We start from the raw sequence: 18705 nt of genomic DNA on the forward strand, positions 1-18705 counted from the left end.
ATCGAAACTGCGGCCGTCCTGGGAGGTCATCTGGACAGGCTGACCGGAGGGTCGGATCGCCCTGGAGCAGGGCGCAGGCTGGTCAATGGCTCTGGCGCGCTCGGAGAGATTCGAACTCCCGACCCTCGGAATCGAAATCCGATGCTCTATCCAGCTGAGCTACGAGCGCGCGATGCGGGCCAAATCTCCCGCGTGACCGGGATACCAGACTTGGATGGGCAAGGCCAGCCTCCGTCGGATATCAACGGTCGTTTGCCGAAGCTGGCCGGGCGTCCTTGGATGGCGTCAGAAGCAGGGATGCCGGCGTCGGTCCTGGCCGATATAGGCGGCCGAGCTCTGGTAGCAGTGGTTGGTGGAAGGACCGTCATAGAACGCAAAGGTGCCGGGCAGCGGGCCGGGGCCATAATTGTGCAGGAAGCTGACGGTGTAGGGCAGCCCGTAGTGGTGGCGGTGATGCCGATGATGGCTGCGCGCCTCGGACGTGGTGGGCACCAGGGCGGCAATCGACACGATCAAGGCGGCGGCGAGGGATGCGAGCTTGCTCATGACTTTTCTCTTCTCCGGAAAACGACGTCAAGGCCGGCCGTCCGGCTGATAGCCTAACGCGGAAGTGGCGGAAAGGGTGCGCAAAAGGCGACAATCCGTCAAATTTTTGGCCTTTTCCGCGTGCTTAAGAAGACCATGACAAGGTCCGGCAAGTGCCGTCGCGCATTGGGCCCGAGGCGTTGTCGCGACAGCGCCAGAAAAGACCGGGTTTGCCGTCCTGTCCATGAATCGCCTGATCCCAAGCGTCTTGCTCCTGCTGGTCGCCGCTAGCCCGGCGCGTGCGGATTTGCACATTACGCGCGATCACGGTGGCTACATCGAAGAGTACAAGGCCAAGTACAAGCGCGTCAGGGAAACGCGTCAGCGCGTCATCATCGACGGCATCTGCAATTCCGCCTGCACGCTCGTCTTCGGCTTTGTGCCGCTCAACAGGATCTGCGTCACGCCCAGGGCCAGCCTCGGCTTCCACCAGGCCTATTACGACAAGGCGTTCACGTTCGGCATCAAGGTCACCAGCGTGGAGGGGACGTCCGAGCTGATGTCCTATTACCCCGATTCGGTGAAGGACTGGATCCGGCGCAACGGCGGGCTCACCACCGAGATGAAGCGGATCAAGAACGGCATCGAACTCTGGAAGATCGTCGACCCCTGTCCTGACGTCTGGTGAGGGCGCCGCCCGTACGGAATCTCTCTGTCCAAGCAGACCTCCGCCGGCAATCCGATCGCAAGCCGGTCCCGCGTCCGCGCGGCATCACCGTTTGCTGCGCCGCGCCGCGGATGCCAGGTCCCGGCTCCCAACCGCACGGCGACAAACGAAACAATCCAGCGCCAGATCGTCCCCACTACCGGGCACTGGATTGTTTCGCCGAGACCGTCAGCGAAGGTGACGAGTCGCCTTCAGTCCCGAGCCAGGCAGAATCAGCGCTTGGCCTTCTTCGTCTTCTTGGCCGCTTTCTTGGTGGCCTTCTTGGCCGTCTTCTTCGCAGCTTTCTTGGCCGCCTTCTTCACGGTCTTCTTCGCAGTCTTCTTGGCGGACTTCTTGGTCGCGACCTTCTTGGCCTTGGCGGCGGCCCGCTTGGGTGCAGCCTTCTTGGAGGTCTTCTTCGCGGTCTTCTTGGCCGCTCGCCGGGCCTTGGGTGCCGTCGCGGTCACCGGATCCTTCGGCGCCTCGGCGGGCATGCTGGTCTCGGTCACGGTCGGATCAGAGAGTGGAGTGTCGTCCATATCGGGTCCCCCGATTTGTTGGAAACCCTGCGACGATAGCTGGATTCTCCGTGCTGTCAAAGCGCGCCCCAACTAATCACTTGTGCGCAAGCTCGCGTAGGCTGCCAGCGCGCGCTCCCGCCCGGGCTTGTGATCCACGATCGGCGCCGGGTAGGTGCGGCCGAGTGCAACCGCGGCCTCGGCGAGCTCGAGCGGCTTCGCCGCCCAGGGCTGGTGGATCAGCGCGGCCGGCAGGCGTGCCAGCTCCGGGACCCAGCGGCGGACATAGGTCCCGCCAGAATCGAATTTTTCGCCTTGCAGCACGGGATTGAAGACGCGGAAGTAGGGCGCGGCATCGGCGCCCGATCCCGCAACCCATTGCCAACTTGCCGGATTGCTGCCCGGGTCGGCGTCGACCAGCGTGTCCCAGAACCACTCTTCGCCGCGCCGCCAGTCGATCAGCAGGTGCTTCACGAGCAGCGAGGCTGCGACCATCCGGACGCGGTTGTGCATGCTCCCGGTATGCCAGAGCTCGCGCATCCCGGCGTCGACAATCGGATAGCCGGTTCGCCCGCGCTGCCAGGCCTCCAGCGCTGCATCGTCCTGGGCCCAGGGAAAGGCATCGAAGGCCGGCTGCAGGTTGCGGGTCGCGAGGTCGGGATTGTTGGTGAGCAGGTGGCGGCTGAACTCGCGCCAGCCGAGCTCGCTCAGGAACTTGTCGATGCCAGCGGCGGAGGCCGGGCGCTCGGCGGCGGCAAATCGCGCCGCATGCCAGATCTGGCGCGGACTGATCTCGCCGAAGCGCAGATGCGGCGACAGACGGGAGGTCGCCTCGATGTCGGGCCGGTCGCGATTGGCGGCATAGGTCTGCACGGCCGTTTCGAGAAAGCTGGCGAGGCGCGCCTGCGCCGCGCGCTCGCCGGCTTGCCACGTCGCACGCAGTCCGCCGGCCCAGTCGGGCCTGCTTGGCTCGAGCGCGAGCTCGTCGATCGTCAGGCTCGTGACGCCCGGCGCGTGCGACAGCCGGGCCGGCCGCGGCAGCGGCTTCGGCGGATCGCCCAGAGCGAGCACGCGCTTCCAGAACGGCGTGAACACGCGCGGGCCGCGTCCATCCTTGCCGCGCAACTCGGCGGGGTCGACCAGAAGGTCGTCGGGAAACACGCGTGAGGAGACGCCGATCTCGGCGAGTGCTGCTTCGACATCGGCAGCCACGGCGCGCGGTGCGGCCTGCGCGACATCGTTCCAGTACACCGCGCTCGCGCCGCTCTGGCGTGCCAGCTCGCCGAGCGCGGTGGCCGCGGATCCGCGCCGGATCACGAGTTCGGCGCCGAGCGCATGTAGTTCGGCCCGGAGTGCACGCAACGATTGCGCGAGCCACCAGCGCGCCGCGCCGCCGAGCGGACGCAACCCGGGGCTTTCCTGATCGTGGACGTAACTACAAACGATCCGAGCGCCCGACTTCGCGGCTTCATACAACGCGGGGTGGTCAGACAGCCGCAGGCTCTCGCGAAACCATACGATGATGGGGGAGGAGGACATGATCAGGTATCTTATTGCCGTTTTTTATCGAGAGTTCCGGTATTCTACGTTCCGGAAAATAACTGCTTTGAAACCAACTACGGGCAGTTTGAGATTCAGTTGCAGTTCCCCTGGAAGGTTTATGACGTGTCCGTCCAATTGAAGCTCGGCACCAAGGCGCTGATCGGCGCCGTTGTCGTGATCGCCCTGAATACCGCCCTGGTCGTCGGCGCAGCGTACTGGTCGCTGTCCTCCGATTTCACCGATCGCGCCAAGCGCGACATCGAAGGCAATCTGCGCACCTTTGCGCTGACGTTCACCGAGACGTTCAAGGACGCGAAAGTCAGCGTGCAGAACGGCGTCGTTACGCGCATCGAGATTCCGGCGATTCCCGAGATCAAGGATCATGCGATCGTGGATCGCGCGGTGTCCTATGTCGGCGGCAGCGCCACGCTGTTCGTGGTCGATGACAGCGGACAGTTCGTCCGCCGTTCGACCAACGTGAAGAAGGAGAATGGCGACCGCGCTGTGGGCACCCAGCTTGCCGCGGATCATCCGGCGCAGGCGCTGCTGCGCCGCGGCGAGGCTTACAAGGGCCCCGCGACGCTGTTCGGCAAGTCGTTCATGACCGCTTATTTTCCCGTCACCAATCCGGCGGACAAGGTGATCGGCATTCTCTATGTCGGCGTGCCCATGGCCGAGCTCGACGCCATGCTGTCGCAGGCGATGCGGACCATGGTCGTCGCCGCGGCGATCGCTGCGCTGCTGGTGCTCGGCCTGACGATGCTGGCGGTGCGACGTGTCACCAAGCCTCTCGCCGCCGTGACCGACGCGCTCACCGCAATCGCTGAGGGGCGCGAGGACGTTGCGATCAAGTCCGATGACCGCAGCGACGAGATCGGCGAGATCGCGCGCAGCCTGGTCGTGTTCCGCAGTGCCGCGAGCGAGCGGCGCCGGATGCGCGAGGAGCAGGCGGCCGCGGCCACTGCGGCTGTCGAGCAGCGCAAGGCCGAGCTGCAGCGTTTCGTCGATTCCTTCCAGGCCAGCATCGGCGGCATCATCGAGAACGTCTTGACGTCGTCGGGCGAGTTCGAGCGCGAGGCGCGCCAGCTCACCCAGACCGCGCGGACCACCGCCGACCTGTCCGGCCATTCGGCCGGCGCTTCGGAAAGCGCTTCCGAGCACGTCCGCACCGCGGCCGTTGCCTCGGACGAGCTGTCCGGCTCGATCGCCGAGATCATCCGTCGCGTGCAGGAGTCCAACGCCATCGCCGCCGAGGCGGTCAACCAGGCGACCGCGACCGACCAGCGCATCAAGGAGCTGTCCGACGCCGGCAACCGCATCGGCGACGTCGTCAAGCTGATCACCTCGATCGCCGAGCAGACCAACCTGCTGGCGCTCAACGCCACCATCGAGGCCGCCCGTGCCGGCGATGCCGGCCGCGGCTTCGCGGTGGTCGCCCAGGAGGTCAAGACGCTTGCCGGCCAGACCGCCAAGGCGACGGAGGAGATCTCCAGCCAGATCGCCAACATGCAGACCGTGACCCAGGAATCCGTCGACGCCATCAAGGCGATCGGCTCGACCATTGAGCGCATCAACGGGATCGCTGCCTCGATCTCGGCCGCCGTCGAACAGCAGCGCGCCGCCACGCAGAACATCACCCAGAGCGTCCGCTCGGCCGCGACCGGCACCGCTGAGGTGGTCGAGAACATCCGCAGCGCGGCGCGTGGGGCGGGCGAGACCGGCGAAAGCTCCAACCGGATGTTCGCCTCGGCCCAGGCGCTGTCCAGCGAAAGCCTGCGGCTGAAGGCCGAGGTGCAGAAGTTCCTCGACGGAATGCGAGCCGCCTGACATCGCGGCTCATCCGTAGAGCAGCCTTGGCAGGATCGTCACGATGCCCGGGAAGAGGGTGAGCAGCAGCACGAAGGCGACCATGATGGCGAGATAGGGGGCGGTCACACGGGCGATATAGCCGAGACCGTCCTCCGTCAGGCCCTGGATCACGAACAGGTTGAAACCGACCGGCGGCGTGATCTGGGCCATTTCGACCGCGAGCACCAGGAAGACCCCGAACCAGACCTCGTCGAAGCCGGCGCCCTTCACGATCGGCAGCACGATCGGCAGGGTCATCACGATCATCGAAAAGCCGTCGAGGAAGCAGCCGAGGATCAGGTAGAACACGATCAGGACTGTGATCAGCATGAACGGCGACAGGCCGAGACCCTTGACGAAGGTAGCCACGGCTTGCGGAATGCCGAGGAAGGCCGCGGCGTTGCCGAGGATCGAGGCGCCGAGCACGATCAGGGCGATCATCGAGCAGGTGATGACCGAGCCGATCATCACGTCGCGCACCACCTGCCGCGACATCGCGCCCTGGAAGTAGGCCACCAGCGCTGCGCCGAGCACACCGACGGCGGCGGCCTCCGACGGCGTCGCCAGGCCGCCATACATCGACCCGAGGACGCAAGCGATCAGGAACAGGGCGGGGGCGAGATCCTTCAGCGCCGCGAACCGCTCTGCCCAGGGCACCTGCGACAGTTGCGCCTCCGCCTTTGGCACCATCGAAGGCGTCAGCGTCGTGTGCAGCATCACCCAGCCCATGAAGGTGCCGGCCAGCAAGAGACCCGGCAGCACGCCGGCGGTGAACAGCTTGAGGATCGAGACGTCGCCGAGCACGCCATAGATGATCATGATGTTCGACGGCGGGATCAGGAAGCCGAGCGTCCCGGCGCCCGCGAGCGAGCCGACCGCGATGTCGCGCGCATAGCCGCGGCGCAGCAGCTCGTTGAGCGACATCCGGCCGATCACCTGCGTCGTTGCGGCCGACGAGCCGGAGATCGCGGCGAAGATGGTGCAGCCGATGACGTTGACGTGGAGCAGGCGGCCCGGCAGCAGCCCAGCCCATGGCGCCAGCCCCTGGAACAGCGAGCGCGACAGCCGCGTCCGGAACAGCAGCTCACCCATCAGGATGAACAGCGGCAGCGCCAGCAGCTCCTGGGTGGTGAGAATGTTCCAGGCATATTGCGGAAGCAGCTTGTCGAGCGGGATCGAGCGGAACATCGCCAGCAGCAGGGTCGCGGTGAAGGCGAGCGTGAGCCCGATCCACAGGCCGCCGGCCAGCAGAGCGAACAGGATGGCGAACAGGGCGACGACTTCGATGGTCATGGGGAGGGGGAGTCCGCGGTGAGGGAGGCGGGCGGGATGGGGCCTGCGAATCCCAGACTGGTGGGATCGTCGCGAATGGCATCGCCGTGATGCGCGATGGTCGTGCCGCAGGCGCGGTTCGACCTCGCCCCGCTTGCGGGGAGAGGTCGGATTGCATCGCAAGATGCAATCCGGGTGAGGGGGTACAGGTCTCTCCGCACGCACTTCCCGCGTGGCTGCCCCTCACCCCGACCCTCTCCCCGTAAGGACGGGGAGAGGGGGCGCACCGCGTGCGGGGTGAGAGTTCGCCTATCAGTTGATGGACAAGAACTGCGTAGTTCGGCGGCCGCTGCTCGCGGCGAACCGATCGTCGCGACGTGGGCACGCTCTCTCATTCGACCGGCGACGCCTTCATGCGGTGATCCTCCAGCGGCAGTCCCAGCGCGGCCTGAATGGCGCGGGCGAGGAATTGCAGGGTCAGGAGCAGCATGCCGAAGGTGACGACGGCCTGCGGAAACCACAGCGGGGTGTCGCTGGAGGTCGAGACCTGGCCGCGGACGAAGGAGCTCCAGGCGAACTTGGTCATCGCCGACGTCAGGAACGCCATGAAGGCGAAGCCGGCGGCGGCGGCCAGCACCTCCAGCGCGCGCTGCAGCGGCGCCGGCACGTTCTTGAGCAGCAGCACCACGCGGATATGGCCGCCGACGCGCAAGGTCATGGCCGCGCCGAAGGTGAACGAGGCCGCCATCAGATAGGACGAGTATTCCCAGGCGATCGAGATGGTCGGCGGGAAGAACGGCAGCACGTTCGACAGCGCCCGCGTCGTCACCTCGGCCAGCATCAGCGCCGTCAAGGTCAGCAGACAGCCGCCGCCGATCCAGCCGTCGAGCCGGCCCAGCCGGTCGATGACATCGAGCAGGATGCGCAGCGGCGCGGGCGCCGCTGCATTGAGGCTCGCCCGTTCGCCCGGCGACGGCTCCACGATCGCGTCAGCCACGCTTCATCTCGGCAAGATAGGACTTCACCGGTTGATCGGCAGCGGGCACGCGCTTGAGGAAGGCTTCCATCTGTGGCGCGGTCTTGGCCCGGATCTCGGTCATCATCGCATCCGAAACCGGCACCACTTCCATGCCGCCTTCCTTGAGCCGGTTGAGGCTGTCGACATCGGCCTTGAGCGAATTCGCCCAGAAGGTCGGCTCCATCTTGGCGGCGATGTCGCTGACGGTCTTCTGCTGCTCGGGCGTCAGCGCCTTCCAGGAATCCAGGTTCACGTTGAGCATCTGCGACGACCACACATGATTGGTCGGGTAGACGTATTTGAGGAATTCCCAGAACTTGCCGTCGACCCCTGAGACCGAGGAGGTCGAGACGCCCGCCACGGCGCCGGAGGCCAGTGCCGGGATCGTCTCGCCCCAGGGGATCATGACCGCGGCCATGCCGATGGCGTTGAGCATGTCGACCGCGTTCTTGTCGGGCACGCGGATCTTGATGTTCTTCAGGCCGGCGACGTCTGATGTCTTGACCTTCAGGTGCAGATACTGCGTCGGCCACGGCACGATGTAGAGGATCTTCTGGTTATTGCGCGCGGCGATCTTCTCATATTCAGGCCGCACGTATTTGTGCAGCACCTTGAGCTCGTCCATCGAGCCGGCGAGGAACGGGATGCTCTCAACGCCCATGAAGGGCTCGTCGCCGACCTGCTGGATGTTGAGCACGTCCGCGAGCGGGACGAGACCGTCGCGCACCGCGCGCAGATGCTCCGGGCCCTTGAAGCCGAGCTGACCGCCTGCCTTCACGGTGATGTTGACGGCGCCGTTGGTCTGCTTCTTTACCTCCTCGGCGAAGGCCATCGCGTTCTGGGTGTGAAAGTTGCCCTCGGGCCAGACCGTCGACATGTCCCAGTTGGTCGTCGCCGCGCGTGCCCTTGTCGAGACCTGGCTCGCCGTGAGCAGCGCCGCTGCACCTGCCGTGAACGTCCGTCGCGTGATCATGGATGTCTCCGCTTCGTTGCTGAGCTAAGGGAAATGGAAGAGGTTTGGCGAGCCGTGTGGTCGTGGCCATCCTTCGAGACGCCCGCCTGCGGCGGGCTCCTCAGGATGAGGGCTCGTTGCGCGGCCAGATGCTGATCCTCTCCATGAGGACGCCCCTCATGGTCAATGTGCAGCACCGATAGCGGTGCTAAACCCTCATGGTGAGGAGCGTCGCTCTTGCGACGCGTCTCGAACCATGAGGCCACCAATGTTTCGACTGGCATGAGGATCTCACCGCGCCTGCCCGTAGACCTTTGCCGCGTTGTCCGCCGACACCAGCCCGCTCTCGACATCGCTCTGCACGAGCTCCGCCGCGCGTTCGCGGGGATCGCCGATGCCTGCACCGCCCGGCGTCAGCACCACCAGCCGGTCGTCCGGCGGCACGGTCTGAAAACCCTTGCCACGCAGCTTCTTGCCCGACGCGAGCCCGACATAGCCGGCTTCGCCATGGTGGCCGCCGTCGCGGCCGCGCGGCGGGTGGTCGATGCGGTCGAAGGCGGCGAGGATGTCGAACGGCGCGTCGACGCCGCTGCCGACCTCGATGATCTGGCCGAGGCCGCCGCGGGTGCGGCCGGCGCCGCCGGAATCCGGCCGCAGCTCCTTGCGCCAGAAGATCAGCGGCGTCTGCGTCTCCGCTATCTCGACCGGCGTGCCGCGCACGCCGGAGGGATAGGCGGTAGCCGACAGCCCGTCCTTGTCGAAACGGGCGCCAGTGCCGCCGTTCGACGTCACCGCCATCGAGAACCCGTAATTGCCGCCGGCGCCGGAGCGGGTCTGGCCGCGGACGTTGAGATTCCACAGACACGACGTGCCTTCGGCGGGCACGCGCTCGGGGATGATCTGGCGCAGGCAGCCAAACACCACGTCGGGCAGCATCTGGCCGATGACATGACGCGAGGCGACCGGCGCCGGCTTCGGCGCATTGAGGATCGCGCCCGATGGCGCCGACACGGTCAGCGGCGACAGCGAGCCGGCATTGTTGGGGATCGCGGAGGCCACGACGCAACCGAGCCCGAACACCGTGTAGGCCGTGGTGTAGGACAATGGCACGTTGATACCGAATTTCGAGGCGGGCGAGGTGCCGTCGAAGTCGACGTGGATGCCGCTCTCCGAGATCGTCAGCGCCGCCTTCAGGGTGACAGGCGCATCATAGCCGTCGACCACCATCTCGTTGCGCCAGGTGCCCTTGGGCAGCTTGGCGATCTCGGCCAGGACGGCGTCGCGCGAGCGGTCGCAGATGTAGTCGCCGAGCGCATCGAGCGAGGCGATGCCGAACTCGGTCATCATCTCGACCAGGCGCTGGCAGCCGACATCGTTGCAGGCGGCGAGCGAATAGGTGTCGCCTTCGGTGTCCACCGGCAGCCGGGTGTTGGCGCGGATCATGGCCATCAGCGTCTCGTTGACGACGCCCTGGTCGATCAGCTTCAGCATCGGGATGTACAGCCCCTCCATGAATACGTCGGTGCCGTCGGGGCCGAAGCCGATGCCGCCGATATCCATCAGATGGCTGGTGCAGGAGAACAAGGCGACCGGCTGGCCGTCCTTGAAGCAGGGCGTGGTGACGACGAAATCGTTGAGATGCCCGGTGCCCATCCAGGGATCGTTGGTGATGTAGGCATCGCCGGGCTTCATCGTGTGGATCGGAAAATGCGCGATGAAGTGCTTCACCGACTCCGCCATCGAGTTGACGTGGCCCGGCGTGCCGGTGACGGCCTGCGCCAGCATGCGGCCGTTCAGGTCGAACACGCCGGCGGAGAGGTCGCCGCATTCGCGCACGATCGGGCTGAAGGCGGTGCGCAGCAGCACCTGGGCATGTTCCTCGACCACGGCGATCAGCCGGTGCCACATGATCTGCAAGTCGATCAGGCTGCTCTGTGATGGACTCATTGTCAGGCCGCCTTCCGTTCCATGACGATGCTGCCGGCACCATCGATATGCGCGTCAAAACTGTTGGAGATGAAAGTCGAGGTCTCGTCCTCGGCGATCACGGCGGGGCCGGCGATGACCGCGCCCGGCGCCATCTGCTCGCGGCGATACAGCGGGATCTCGACGAAGCGTCCGGCGCGGCCGTCGAAGAACTTGCGGTGCCCCGCAGCCTTGCCCGCAGGCTTGCGTTGCACCTCGGTGACGGCGGGCGGTTGGTGCGCATCCGTCGTCGCGAGCACCGACCAGCTCAGGACCTCGATCGCCGCACCGGGGATCGGGCGCTCGAACAGCGCGGCGTAGCCGGCCTCGAAGGTCGTACGCAGGGTGGGCAGGTCGTCCGCCGTCAGCGGGCGGTTCGGCAGCTCGACATTGATCTCGTGGCCCTGGCCGACATAGCGCATGAAAGCCGAGCGGCGCTCGCGCAACGGTGCGCCGGCCGCACCAGGCTCCACCAGCGCGCGGGCCTCATCGGCCATCTCCTGCAGCAGAGTGGAGACGAGCGCCGTGTCGAAATCGTCGAGCCTCGCATGGCGGCTGCGCACCAGCTCATAGGCGATCGGTGCGGCGAGGAAGCCGACCGCCGAGCCGACACCGGCATTGGACGGCACGATCACCCTGGCGACGCCGATCTTCTCGGCGACGCGCGCGGCATGCAGTGGCGCTGCGCCGCCGAAGGCGATCAGCGTGTGCTGGCCGATGACGGCGCCGCGCTCGACGGCATGGACGCGCGCCGCGCTCGCCATGTTCTCGCAGACGACCTCGTGCACCGCGTAGGCAGCGGTCTCGGCGTCCAAGCCGAGCGGGGCGCCGACGTCGCGGAGCAGGGCCTGTTTCGACAGTTCGGGATCGAGCCTGATGGTGCCGCCGGCAAACGCGTCGGGATCGATCATGCCGAGCGCGACATCGGAATCGGTGACCGCCGGGCGCTGGCCGCCGCGGCCGTAGCAGGCCGGACCCGGCTCGGAAGAGGCGCTCTCCGGGCCCACGGTGACGCGCTTCATCGCATCGATGCGCGCGATCGAGCCGCCGCCGGCGCCGATCTCGACCATCTCGATCACGGGGATGCGCACCGGCAGGCCCGAGCCTTTGAGGAACCGCGCGGCACGGTCGACCTCGAACACACGCGAGCTCTCCGGCTCGAAATTCTCGATCAGGCAGATCTTGGCGGTGGTGCCGCCCATGTCGAACGACAGCACCTTGCGCTCGCCGAGCGTAGCTGCGATCTGGCCGGCGAAGATCGCGCCGCCAGCGGGACCGGATTCGACGAGCCGCACCGGGAAGCGGCGCGCCGTGGCGATCGAGGTGACGCCGCCGCCCGAGGTGACGAGATAGATCGCGCCGCGGAACTGCTCGATTTGCAGCGCCCGCTCCATGCGCGCGAGATAGCTGTCCATCAACGGCTGCACATAGGCGTTGGCGACCGCGGTCGAGGTGCGTTCGTATTCCCGGATTTCGGGACAGACCGCCGAGGACAAAGTGACCGAGACATCAGGCATCGCCTCGGTCAGGATCTCGGCAGCGCGGCGCTCATGCGCGGGATTGGCGTAGGCGTGCAGGAAGGCGACGGCGATGCTGGCGACATCGAGGGCGCGCAACTGCGGCACCAGCGCGCGCACCGCCGCTTCGTCGAGCGGCAGTCTGACGTCTCCGTGGGCATCAACGCGCTCGGGCACGGTGAAGCGCAGGGAGCGCGGCACCAGCGGCTTCGGTTTGTCGATCGAGAGATCGTACTGGTCGTAGCGGCTCTCGGTTCCAATATCCAGAACATCGCGGAAGCCGGACGTTGCGATCAGTGCGGTCCTGGCGCCGCGGCGCTCGATGATGGCATTGGTCGCGAGCGTGGTGCCGTGAATGAAGACATCGATGTCGCAGATGCGCGCCTTCGCGTCGGCGAGAATGAGACGGGTGCCGTCCAGCACGGCTTGCTCCGGCTGCGTCGGCGTGGTCAGCAGCTTGCGCGTCCGGCGCTGCGTACCGATGTCGAGAACGATATCGGTGAACGTGCCCCCGATATCGACGGCCAGCCGGACTTCGGCTCCTTCAAGCATTCCATGTCTCCGCAAGCGACGAACTGATGTGCGATTTGAGCAAGTCCCATGCCATTGCGCCAGCGGGGATGCAGTTTGCTGCTCTGCGTTTGCTGCGGTGCGGACTTGAAGTCGCGGTGCGATGGGCGATCAACTTGGCCGATCGGCTTGCTGTTGTTTGCGACACCGTCATGTCGCCACGCGCGACGATTGGCGTGAGACCGACGACCATCTCCACAACGTCATTCCGGGGCTCGCCGTGCGGGCGTCCCGGAATGACACCGTGTGTTGATCGAACGCGCCAAACATGACTTCGCATTCCCGCGGCACGATGGGCCCGAGTTTCTGCTGCTTGCTCACCCTCCGCAAACGAGAGGGTGCAGGGAATGCCGGGTGAAGGCCTCACCCATGGCCCGCCTGCGAAAAAAATGCAGGCGGCAGGTACCACAGGCAAAGCCGAACACTCCGGCATTCCCTGCGCGGTGGTCTTCACGCTTATACGCAGTCTCCCTGGTGCGCCGGCTTGTTGGCCACCATTGTCCGCGCGATGCGCAAGCATCGTCACGAGCGTGATACCAGCTTCGGGGTATCGGGACGCTGCGACTTCACGCCCGCAATCATGCCGGTCGTCTGCGCGAAATGCGCGTCCGGCATGAATCGCGGCCACCGCATCCCGCACCGACGTTCGTGACGACGCGTACGTCCCTCTGCATGGGCAGGACGACGCGGATCATACATGAGTTACGAGAAAACGAAAGAAAAAAATTCGGTCTTTTCGAAATGACGCCAGGAGTCCCTCCCGGCGGCGCTCAGACGTGACCGCCGTCTCCGCGGCCGACCTCGATCTTCTGATCCGGTCCCTGCAGAGCCGCATACACGGCGCCCAGCACGACGCTATACGCCTCGACCATCGCCAGCGAGAACAGCGCCGGGCCGGCGCCCAGCCCGAGCGAGGTTGCGAACGGTCCGAGGCCGATAGCCGGAAACAATCCGATGCCGAGCAGCAGCCAGCCGGCGAGCCCGAGCAGGAAGCCTTTGGCGACACCGCTGCCGCCGGGCAGGCGGTGGAAGAAGCGCCCGAACAGCAGGCCGATCAGGAAGGCTCCGTTGAGCTGCGAGAGCAGCCACAGCGGCGCCCCGTCCTGCATCGCTCGGGTGAACAGGGGCTTGAGCGTATCGAGCAGCGCCGAGGCGGGATCGAACTGCGGCAACAGGTGAAGCCCGCTCTTGAGCTCCATCAGGCCTATATGAGCCAACGTCCCGCAGCCCGATGCGACCGCCGACGTCCATATCCAGCGATAGCTGCGTATCGTTGTCATCTCCTCAATTTGGCCGTCGTCCATCATTGGTCCGTTGATCTTGCTCAAAAGGCAAGTTCGCCGTGCGCTTAGTTTGCGCGAACTCATTGGTGCCACGTCGAGGAGTTCTGCCATGCGATTAGATCCACGCGCGCTGGTGTTCGCAGCCGCAATCGTGACAGTCACCGCCGCCCCGGGCCTTGCCCAGCCGGGCGCAGGCGGACCGGGTTGGGGGCCGGGCATGATGATGGGGCCGGGGATGATGGGCGGCCGGGGGTTCGGCTTCCTCTGCAATCCCCGCATGGCCGGATTTGCCGAATGGCGGATGTCGCAGATCGAGGCGGCCATCAAGCCGAACGACACGCAGCGGGCGCGGCTCGATGATCTCAAGGCGGCATCGGCCAAAGCTGCGGAGCTGATCACGAAGGACTGCCCGGCGACGCCGCCGGCCAAGGCGACCGACCGCCTCGCGCTGGCGGAGCAGCGCCTCGACACGATGCAGCAGGCGATCAAGATCGTCCGGCCAGCGTTCCAGGCGCTCTACGACTCGCTCGACGACAAGCAGAAGGCGGCGATGGACAGCAGCGGGCCCCGCAACTGGGGCTGGCGTCACTGGCACTGGCCGTGGAGCGACGAGTAGCGGCGTAGCGGGGGGCCGGGGAGCGCCGCGTTGATTGGGTGCGGGCGGGCATGGCGATTTCGCTCCGCATGGCGTAAAGCCATCGGAATCAAACGAGGTTTTCCGTCAATTGCCCTTTCCCGCGACCCATCCGCCGCTCGCCCGCGCCCTGGCCGAGCGCAACTATGAGACTCCCACGCCCGTCCAGCTCGCGGTGCTCGCGGACGACGCCGTCGATCGCGACCTCCTGGTGTCGGCCCAAACGGGGTCTGGCAAGACCGTCGCCTATGGGCTGGCGATGGCGGCGAATCTGTTGGGTGACGCTGAACGGTTCGCGCCGGCGGCGGCGCCGCTGGCGCTGATCGTGGCGCCGACGCGCGAGCTGGCGCTGCAGGTCCAGCGCGAGCTCGGCTGGCTCTATCAGCACGCCGGTGCGCGCGTCGTCTCCTGCGTCGGCGGCATGGATCCACGCCGCGAGCAGCGCGAGCTCGAGGCGGGCGCCCATATCGTGGTCGGCACGCCCGGGCGGCTGTGCGACCATCTGCGGCGCGGGCGTCTCGACATCTCGGAATTGAAGGCCGTGGTGCTCGACGAGGCCGACGAGATGCTCAATCTCGGCTTTCGCGAGGACATGGAGTTCATTCTCGAGACCACGCCGGAGACGCGCCGGACCTTGCTGTTCTCGGCGACCTTTCCGCGCGGCATCGTGGCGCTGGCGAAGCAGTATCAGGACGACGCGTTCCGGATCGAGGTCGAGGGCGATGAAGGCGGGCATGCCGACATCGAGTACCGCGCCATCCGCATCGCCGCCGACGATGTCGAGCATGCGGTCGTCAACGTGCTGCGCTTCTACGAGTCGCCGAGCGCAATCGTGTTCTGCAACACGCGCGAGGCGGTGCGGCATCTGCAGGCGGCGCTGCTGGAGCGCGGCTTTTCCGTCGTCGCGCTGTCGGGTGAGCTGACGCAGAACGAGCGCACGATGGCGCTGCAGTCGCTTCGCGACGGCCGCTCGCGGGTGTGCGTGGCGACCGACGTCGCGGCGCGCGGCATCGATCTCGCCAATCTCGATCTCGTCATCCATGCCGAGCTGCCGAACGATCCCGAGGTGATGCAGCATCGCTCGGGTCGCACCGGCCGCGCCGGCCGCAAGGGCGTCAGCGTGCTGCTGGTGCCGCCGGCGCGGCGGCGGCGGGCGGAAACGCTGCTGAACCTCGCCGGCATCGAGGCCGCGTGGGGCGCGGCGCCGCAAGCTGATGAGATCCGCAAGCTCGATCAGGAGCGCATGCTGCACGACCAGGTGTTCACCGAGGAGACGACGGCGGAGGATCTGGCGCTCGCGCAAGCGCTGCTGGCGGAGCGGTCGGCCGAGGACATCGCCGCCGCATTGGCGCGGCTCTATCGCGCGCGGCTGCCGTCGCCGGAGGACATTCTGGATCCCGGCGAGGACCGCGGCCGGTCACGCCATGATCGCGGTCGCGATGCCGCTCGGCCGGTGCGCGGCGAGGAGCGGCCACCGTCGCCCCGAACGAAGACCGGGAAGCCGTCGGCGCGCCACGGCATGGGCGAGCCGAGCGTCTGGTTCCGGGCGGCGATCGGGCGCAGGAAGAATGCGGAAGCGCGCTGGCTGCTGCCGATGATCTGCCGTCGCGGCGGCATCGACAAGCACGACATCGGCGCCATCAAGATCTCCGACACCACGACGGAGTTCGAGATCGCCGCGCGGGTCGCGGACGCCTTCGCCGCCAACATCCGCCGTCCCGACAAGGAGGATACGATCCGCATCGAGCCGCTGGCGGCTGCGCCGTCGGGGCAGGGGGCCGCCGACAAACCGCGTCCGGAGAAGCGGGCGGCGCGGCGCGAGGCCGAGCCACGGCGCCAGGCAGAGGAAAGCGCCTACCATCCGCTGCATCGCGATCAGCCTCGCCGGGACAAGGAAGCTCCGCCGCGGAGCAGGGCGCAACACGACGCTCCGCCGTCGAAGTCCGGCCATGCCCAGGCGTTCACGAAGAAAAAGAAGCACGGCGACAAGTCCAGCCGTGGCGGACCGGCGTTTCCGTCTCATAGCCCACGGTCGAAGGCGCCTGGTGGAAAGAAGCCCAAGACCAAGCGTCGCGGCTGACGGCACCGGCCGATCCCGCGCCGACGGCAGTGCGTGAAACGTGAAGGAGGAGCCGTCCTTGAGCCGCTACGCCATCCTGTATTTTGCAACCCTGGCCGTGCTGCTCGGCTTCGACATCCCGTTCCTGAGCATCGTCGCCAAGGGCTTCTTCCAGTCGCAGGTCGGCGAGATGCTCGGCGAGATTCGTCCCGTGCCGGCGGTGCTATTCTATCTGCTCTATGTCGTGGGCGTTCTGATCTTCGTCAGCGGCCCGCTTGATGCGACTTGGCGCTCGACCTTGCTCTATGGCGCGCTGTTCGGGCTGTTCTGCTACGCGACCTTCGAGCTGACGTCGCTGGCGATGCTCAAGCAGTGGACCTGGGCGGTGGTGGCGGTCGACATCAGCTGGGGCGTGTTCGTCACGGCGGTATCGGCGACGGTGGGGTTGCTGATCGCCGACTGGGCGACGCCGCGGGGCTGAAAGGGCATCGGCCCGAAGCGCTCCGAGTCGAGGCCGGGTCAATCGAAATCCCGGGTCCGCCTCTGCGAGGCGTCCCGGGATGACGTCGTCAAACGTCGGTTGCCGGCCTCACTTCGGCTGCGGCACGACGCGCAGATAGGGCTTCGGCGCCTTCCAGCCGTTCGGATAGATCGTCTTGGCCTCGTCATCGGACACCGAGCCGGCGATGATGACGTCCTCGCCCTGCTTCCAGTCGGCGGGGGTGGCGACGCGGTGCTTCGAGGTGAGCTGCAGCGAATCGATGACGCGGAGAATTTCCTGGAAGTTGCGCCCGGTGGTCATCGGGTAGACCAGGATCAGCTTGATCTTCTTGTCCGGGCCGATGATGAAGACGTTGCGGACGGTTTGGTTGTCGGCCGCGCTGCGCTTGGACGGATCCCCGGAGATCGCCGCCGGCAGCATGTCATAGAGCTTCGAGACGTTGTAGTCGGTGTCGCCGATCATCGGATAGTTCGGCGCCACGCCTTGCGTCTCGCGGATGTCCTCCGACCATTTGGCGTGGTTGTCGACCGGGTCGACCGACAGGCCCATCAGCTTGACGCCGCGCTTGTCGAACTCCGGCTTCAGCCGCGCCAGCGCGCCGAGCTCGGTGGTGCACACCGGGGTGAAATCCTTCGGATGCGAGAACAGGAGCGCCCAGCTGTCGCCGATCCAGTCGTGGAATTTGATCTTGCCTTCGGTGGTGTCTGCCTCGAAGTCGGGGGCAGTGGAGCCGATCTGGAGAGCCATGGCAGTCCTCAATTCATTGCACGTGGTGGGAATAAATCTTCCAAACACTATAGGAAATACCGCCGCGAAAGGGAACCGGCTGACGGAAAAGAGAAGATAATTGCCCCAAAGCTCACGAGGCCAACAACTTCTTTTGAGTTCCCGGGCTGCGGCGAAACATCCGTCAGACGACTGCTTGCCCAGATTTTGCCATCTGGCGGTCGCAACACGCCGCCCCCTGAGGCCCCACGGTTTGAACCGTGATCGAGGTCACTGCGGCAAATCGGCAACCGATACAAAAACCCACAGCACCGTTTCGAACCGTTAACCACTCGTTCAGACGGGCGCCGACAAGGTGGGTCAACACAGCAACTGAGAAGAGAACATGGCTACCTCTGCACCAAAAACCATCGGCATCGATGGTCTCGAACCGTCCTCCTGTGAGACCGCTGCTCTCGCGCTCGGCATCGTGCGCGACGGCGTGATCACCGGCGAGGGGCCGACCACCGCGGGACGCGTGCATTTCTCCCGCGTGCTCGATGCCGATGACGCGGCCTGGTGCGCGCGCATTCTGAGCGCCGCCGCGATCAACGACGCGCCGGTCAGCCGCGCCGAGGCCGAGGCGCTGTTCGCGATCGATGCCGCCGCAACCGAGCGCAAGGACGACGGCCGGTTCGAGGATCTGCTCGCCAAGGCGGTGGCGCATCACACCGCGGCCGCCTCCGGCCTGCCGGTGCCGCCGCGCAGCGTGGCGCTGTCGCCGGAGACCGCGATCGAGAGCTGGGCTCCGATCAATGCGCGGGGCATCCGCACCGATGCGCTGGAATGGGTCGCCAAGCAGATGCGCGGCAAGCGCCAGGGCAACCGCGCGCTGATGGCGATGGTCGCGACCCTGGTCGGCGTCACCGTGCTGCCGCTGGCGCAACTGCCCTCGATGATCGACATCGGGATGTAGGCGCGTCGCGTTCATCCAGCCGCATGAGTTCGACGAGCGCGATGATCTCATCGCGCTCTTTTCGTTTTGACCGGTCTTTTTGACCGGCGGCGATCGCATCACGGCTCTTGATG

General features: G+C 66.3%; 16 protein-coding genes and 1 tRNA gene. 6 read left to right on the plus strand and 11 right to left on the minus strand.

What is annotated here, in order from left to right; genetic code table 11:
- Nucleotides 1-92: 92 nt before the first annotated feature.
- Nucleotides 93-169, minus strand: a tRNA-Arg gene (locus ACQR1D_RS11945).
- 116 nt (nucleotides 170-285) lie between these two features.
- The gene (locus tag ACQR1D_RS11950; protein ID WP_316182112.1) at nucleotides 286-546 is read right to left on the minus strand and encodes a hypothetical protein; all 261 of its coding nucleotides are present in this window, start codon (nucleotides 544-546) and stop codon (nucleotides 286-288) included.
- 223 nt (nucleotides 547-769) lie between these two features.
- Here ACQR1D_RS11950 and ACQR1D_RS11955 point away from each other — a divergent pair, with 223 nt between their 5' ends.
- Nucleotides 770-1213: a hypothetical protein gene (locus ACQR1D_RS11955; RefSeq protein ID WP_315804890.1), complete on the plus strand. Its 444-nt coding sequence runs from the start codon at nucleotides 770-772 to the stop codon at nucleotides 1211-1213.
- A gap of 251 nt (nucleotides 1214-1464) precedes the next feature.
- Here ACQR1D_RS11955 and ACQR1D_RS11960 read toward each other — a convergent pair whose 3' ends face one another.
- Entirely contained in the window at nucleotides 1465-1770 is a 306-nt protein-coding gene (locus ACQR1D_RS11960; RefSeq protein WP_434838329.1) for a histone, read from the minus strand.
- Between the two features lie 72 nt (nucleotides 1771-1842).
- Nucleotides 1843-3288 carry a cryptochrome/photolyase family protein gene (locus ACQR1D_RS11965; protein ID WP_434838328.1) on the minus strand — a complete coding sequence of 482 codons (1446 nt, stop codon included), beginning with the start codon at nucleotides 3286-3288 and terminating at the stop codon, nucleotides 1843-1845.
- A 126-nt stretch (nucleotides 3289-3414) separates the two neighbouring features.
- Here ACQR1D_RS11965 and ACQR1D_RS11970 point away from each other — a divergent pair, with 126 nt between their 5' ends.
- Nucleotides 3415-5118 (plus strand): methyl-accepting chemotaxis protein, encoded by a 1704-nt coding sequence (locus tag ACQR1D_RS11970; protein WP_315804893.1) that lies wholly within the window; start codon nucleotides 3415-3417, stop codon nucleotides 5116-5118.
- 9 nt (nucleotides 5119-5127) lie between these two features.
- Here the strand turns inward: ACQR1D_RS11970 and ACQR1D_RS11975 are convergent, their stop codons facing one another.
- The 6 genes from ACQR1D_RS11975 to ACQR1D_RS12000 form a co-directional block, all read right to left on the minus strand.
- On the minus strand, nucleotides 5128-6432 hold the full coding sequence (locus ACQR1D_RS11975; protein ID WP_316216077.1) for a TRAP transporter large permease: 1305 nt from the start codon (nucleotides 6430-6432) through the stop codon (nucleotides 5128-5130).
- A 370-nt stretch (nucleotides 6433-6802) separates the two neighbouring features.
- Complete coding sequence (locus tag ACQR1D_RS11980; protein WP_315804895.1) at nucleotides 6803-7408, minus strand: TRAP transporter small permease subunit; 606 nt, start codon at nucleotides 7406-7408, stop codon at nucleotides 6803-6805.
- On the minus strand, nucleotides 7401-8402 hold the full coding sequence (locus ACQR1D_RS11985) for a TRAP transporter substrate-binding protein (protein WP_315804896.1): 1002 nt from the start codon (nucleotides 8400-8402) through the stop codon (nucleotides 7401-7403). The genes ACQR1D_RS11980 and ACQR1D_RS11985 overlap by 8 nt, the downstream gene beginning before the upstream one ends.
- Nucleotides 8403-8672: 270 nt before the next feature.
- Complete coding sequence (locus ACQR1D_RS11990; protein ID WP_434894038.1) at nucleotides 8673-10328, minus strand: hydantoinase B/oxoprolinase family protein; 1656 nt, start codon at nucleotides 10326-10328, stop codon at nucleotides 8673-8675.
- A 2-nt stretch (nucleotides 10329-10330) separates the two neighbouring features.
- Entirely contained in the window at nucleotides 10331-12415 is a 2085-nt protein-coding gene (locus ACQR1D_RS11995) for a hydantoinase/oxoprolinase family protein (protein WP_434838326.1), read from the minus strand.
- A gap of 788 nt (nucleotides 12416-13203) precedes the next feature.
- Complete coding sequence (locus ACQR1D_RS12000; protein WP_316182123.1) at nucleotides 13204-13713, minus strand: DUF6789 family protein; 510 nt, start codon at nucleotides 13711-13713, stop codon at nucleotides 13204-13206.
- Nucleotides 13714-13825: 112 nt separating this feature from the next.
- Between ACQR1D_RS12000 and ACQR1D_RS12005 the strand changes: the two genes are divergently transcribed.
- The 3 genes from ACQR1D_RS12005 (at nucleotide 13826) to ACQR1D_RS12015 (ending at nucleotide 16890) form a co-directional block, all read left to right on the plus strand.
- Nucleotides 13826-14332 carry a Spy/CpxP family protein refolding chaperone gene (locus ACQR1D_RS12005; RefSeq protein ID WP_315804900.1) on the plus strand — a complete coding sequence of 169 codons (507 nt, stop codon included), beginning with the start codon at nucleotides 13826-13828 and terminating at the stop codon, nucleotides 14330-14332.
- A gap of 109 nt (nucleotides 14333-14441) precedes the next feature.
- Nucleotides 14442-16430: a DEAD/DEAH box helicase gene (locus ACQR1D_RS12010; RefSeq protein ID WP_434894039.1), complete on the plus strand. Its 1989-nt coding sequence runs from the start codon at nucleotides 14442-14444 to the stop codon at nucleotides 16428-16430.
- A gap of 58 nt (nucleotides 16431-16488) precedes the next feature.
- A complete protein-coding gene (locus ACQR1D_RS12015) occupies nucleotides 16489-16890 on the plus strand; it encodes a DUF2177 family protein (protein ID WP_434894040.1) in 402 nt (133 codons plus the stop codon).
- Nucleotides 16891-16998: 108 nt separating this feature from the next.
- Here ACQR1D_RS12015 and ACQR1D_RS12020 read toward each other — a convergent pair whose 3' ends face one another.
- The gene (locus ACQR1D_RS12020) at nucleotides 16999-17658 is read right to left on the minus strand and encodes a peroxiredoxin (RefSeq protein WP_434894041.1); all 660 of its coding nucleotides are present in this window, start codon (nucleotides 17656-17658) and stop codon (nucleotides 16999-17001) included.
- Between the two features lie 364 nt (nucleotides 17659-18022).
- Here ACQR1D_RS12020 and ACQR1D_RS12025 point away from each other — a divergent pair, with 364 nt between their 5' ends.
- Entirely contained in the window at nucleotides 18023-18592 is a 570-nt protein-coding gene (locus ACQR1D_RS12025) for a hypothetical protein (protein WP_315804904.1), read from the plus strand.
- Nucleotides 18593-18705: the final 113 nt, after the last annotated feature.

The sequence above is a fragment of the Bradyrhizobium sp. HKCCYLRH2047 genome, from assembly GCF_051168175.1.
GTDB lineage: Bacteria > Pseudomonadota > Alphaproteobacteria > Rhizobiales > Xanthobacteraceae > Bradyrhizobium.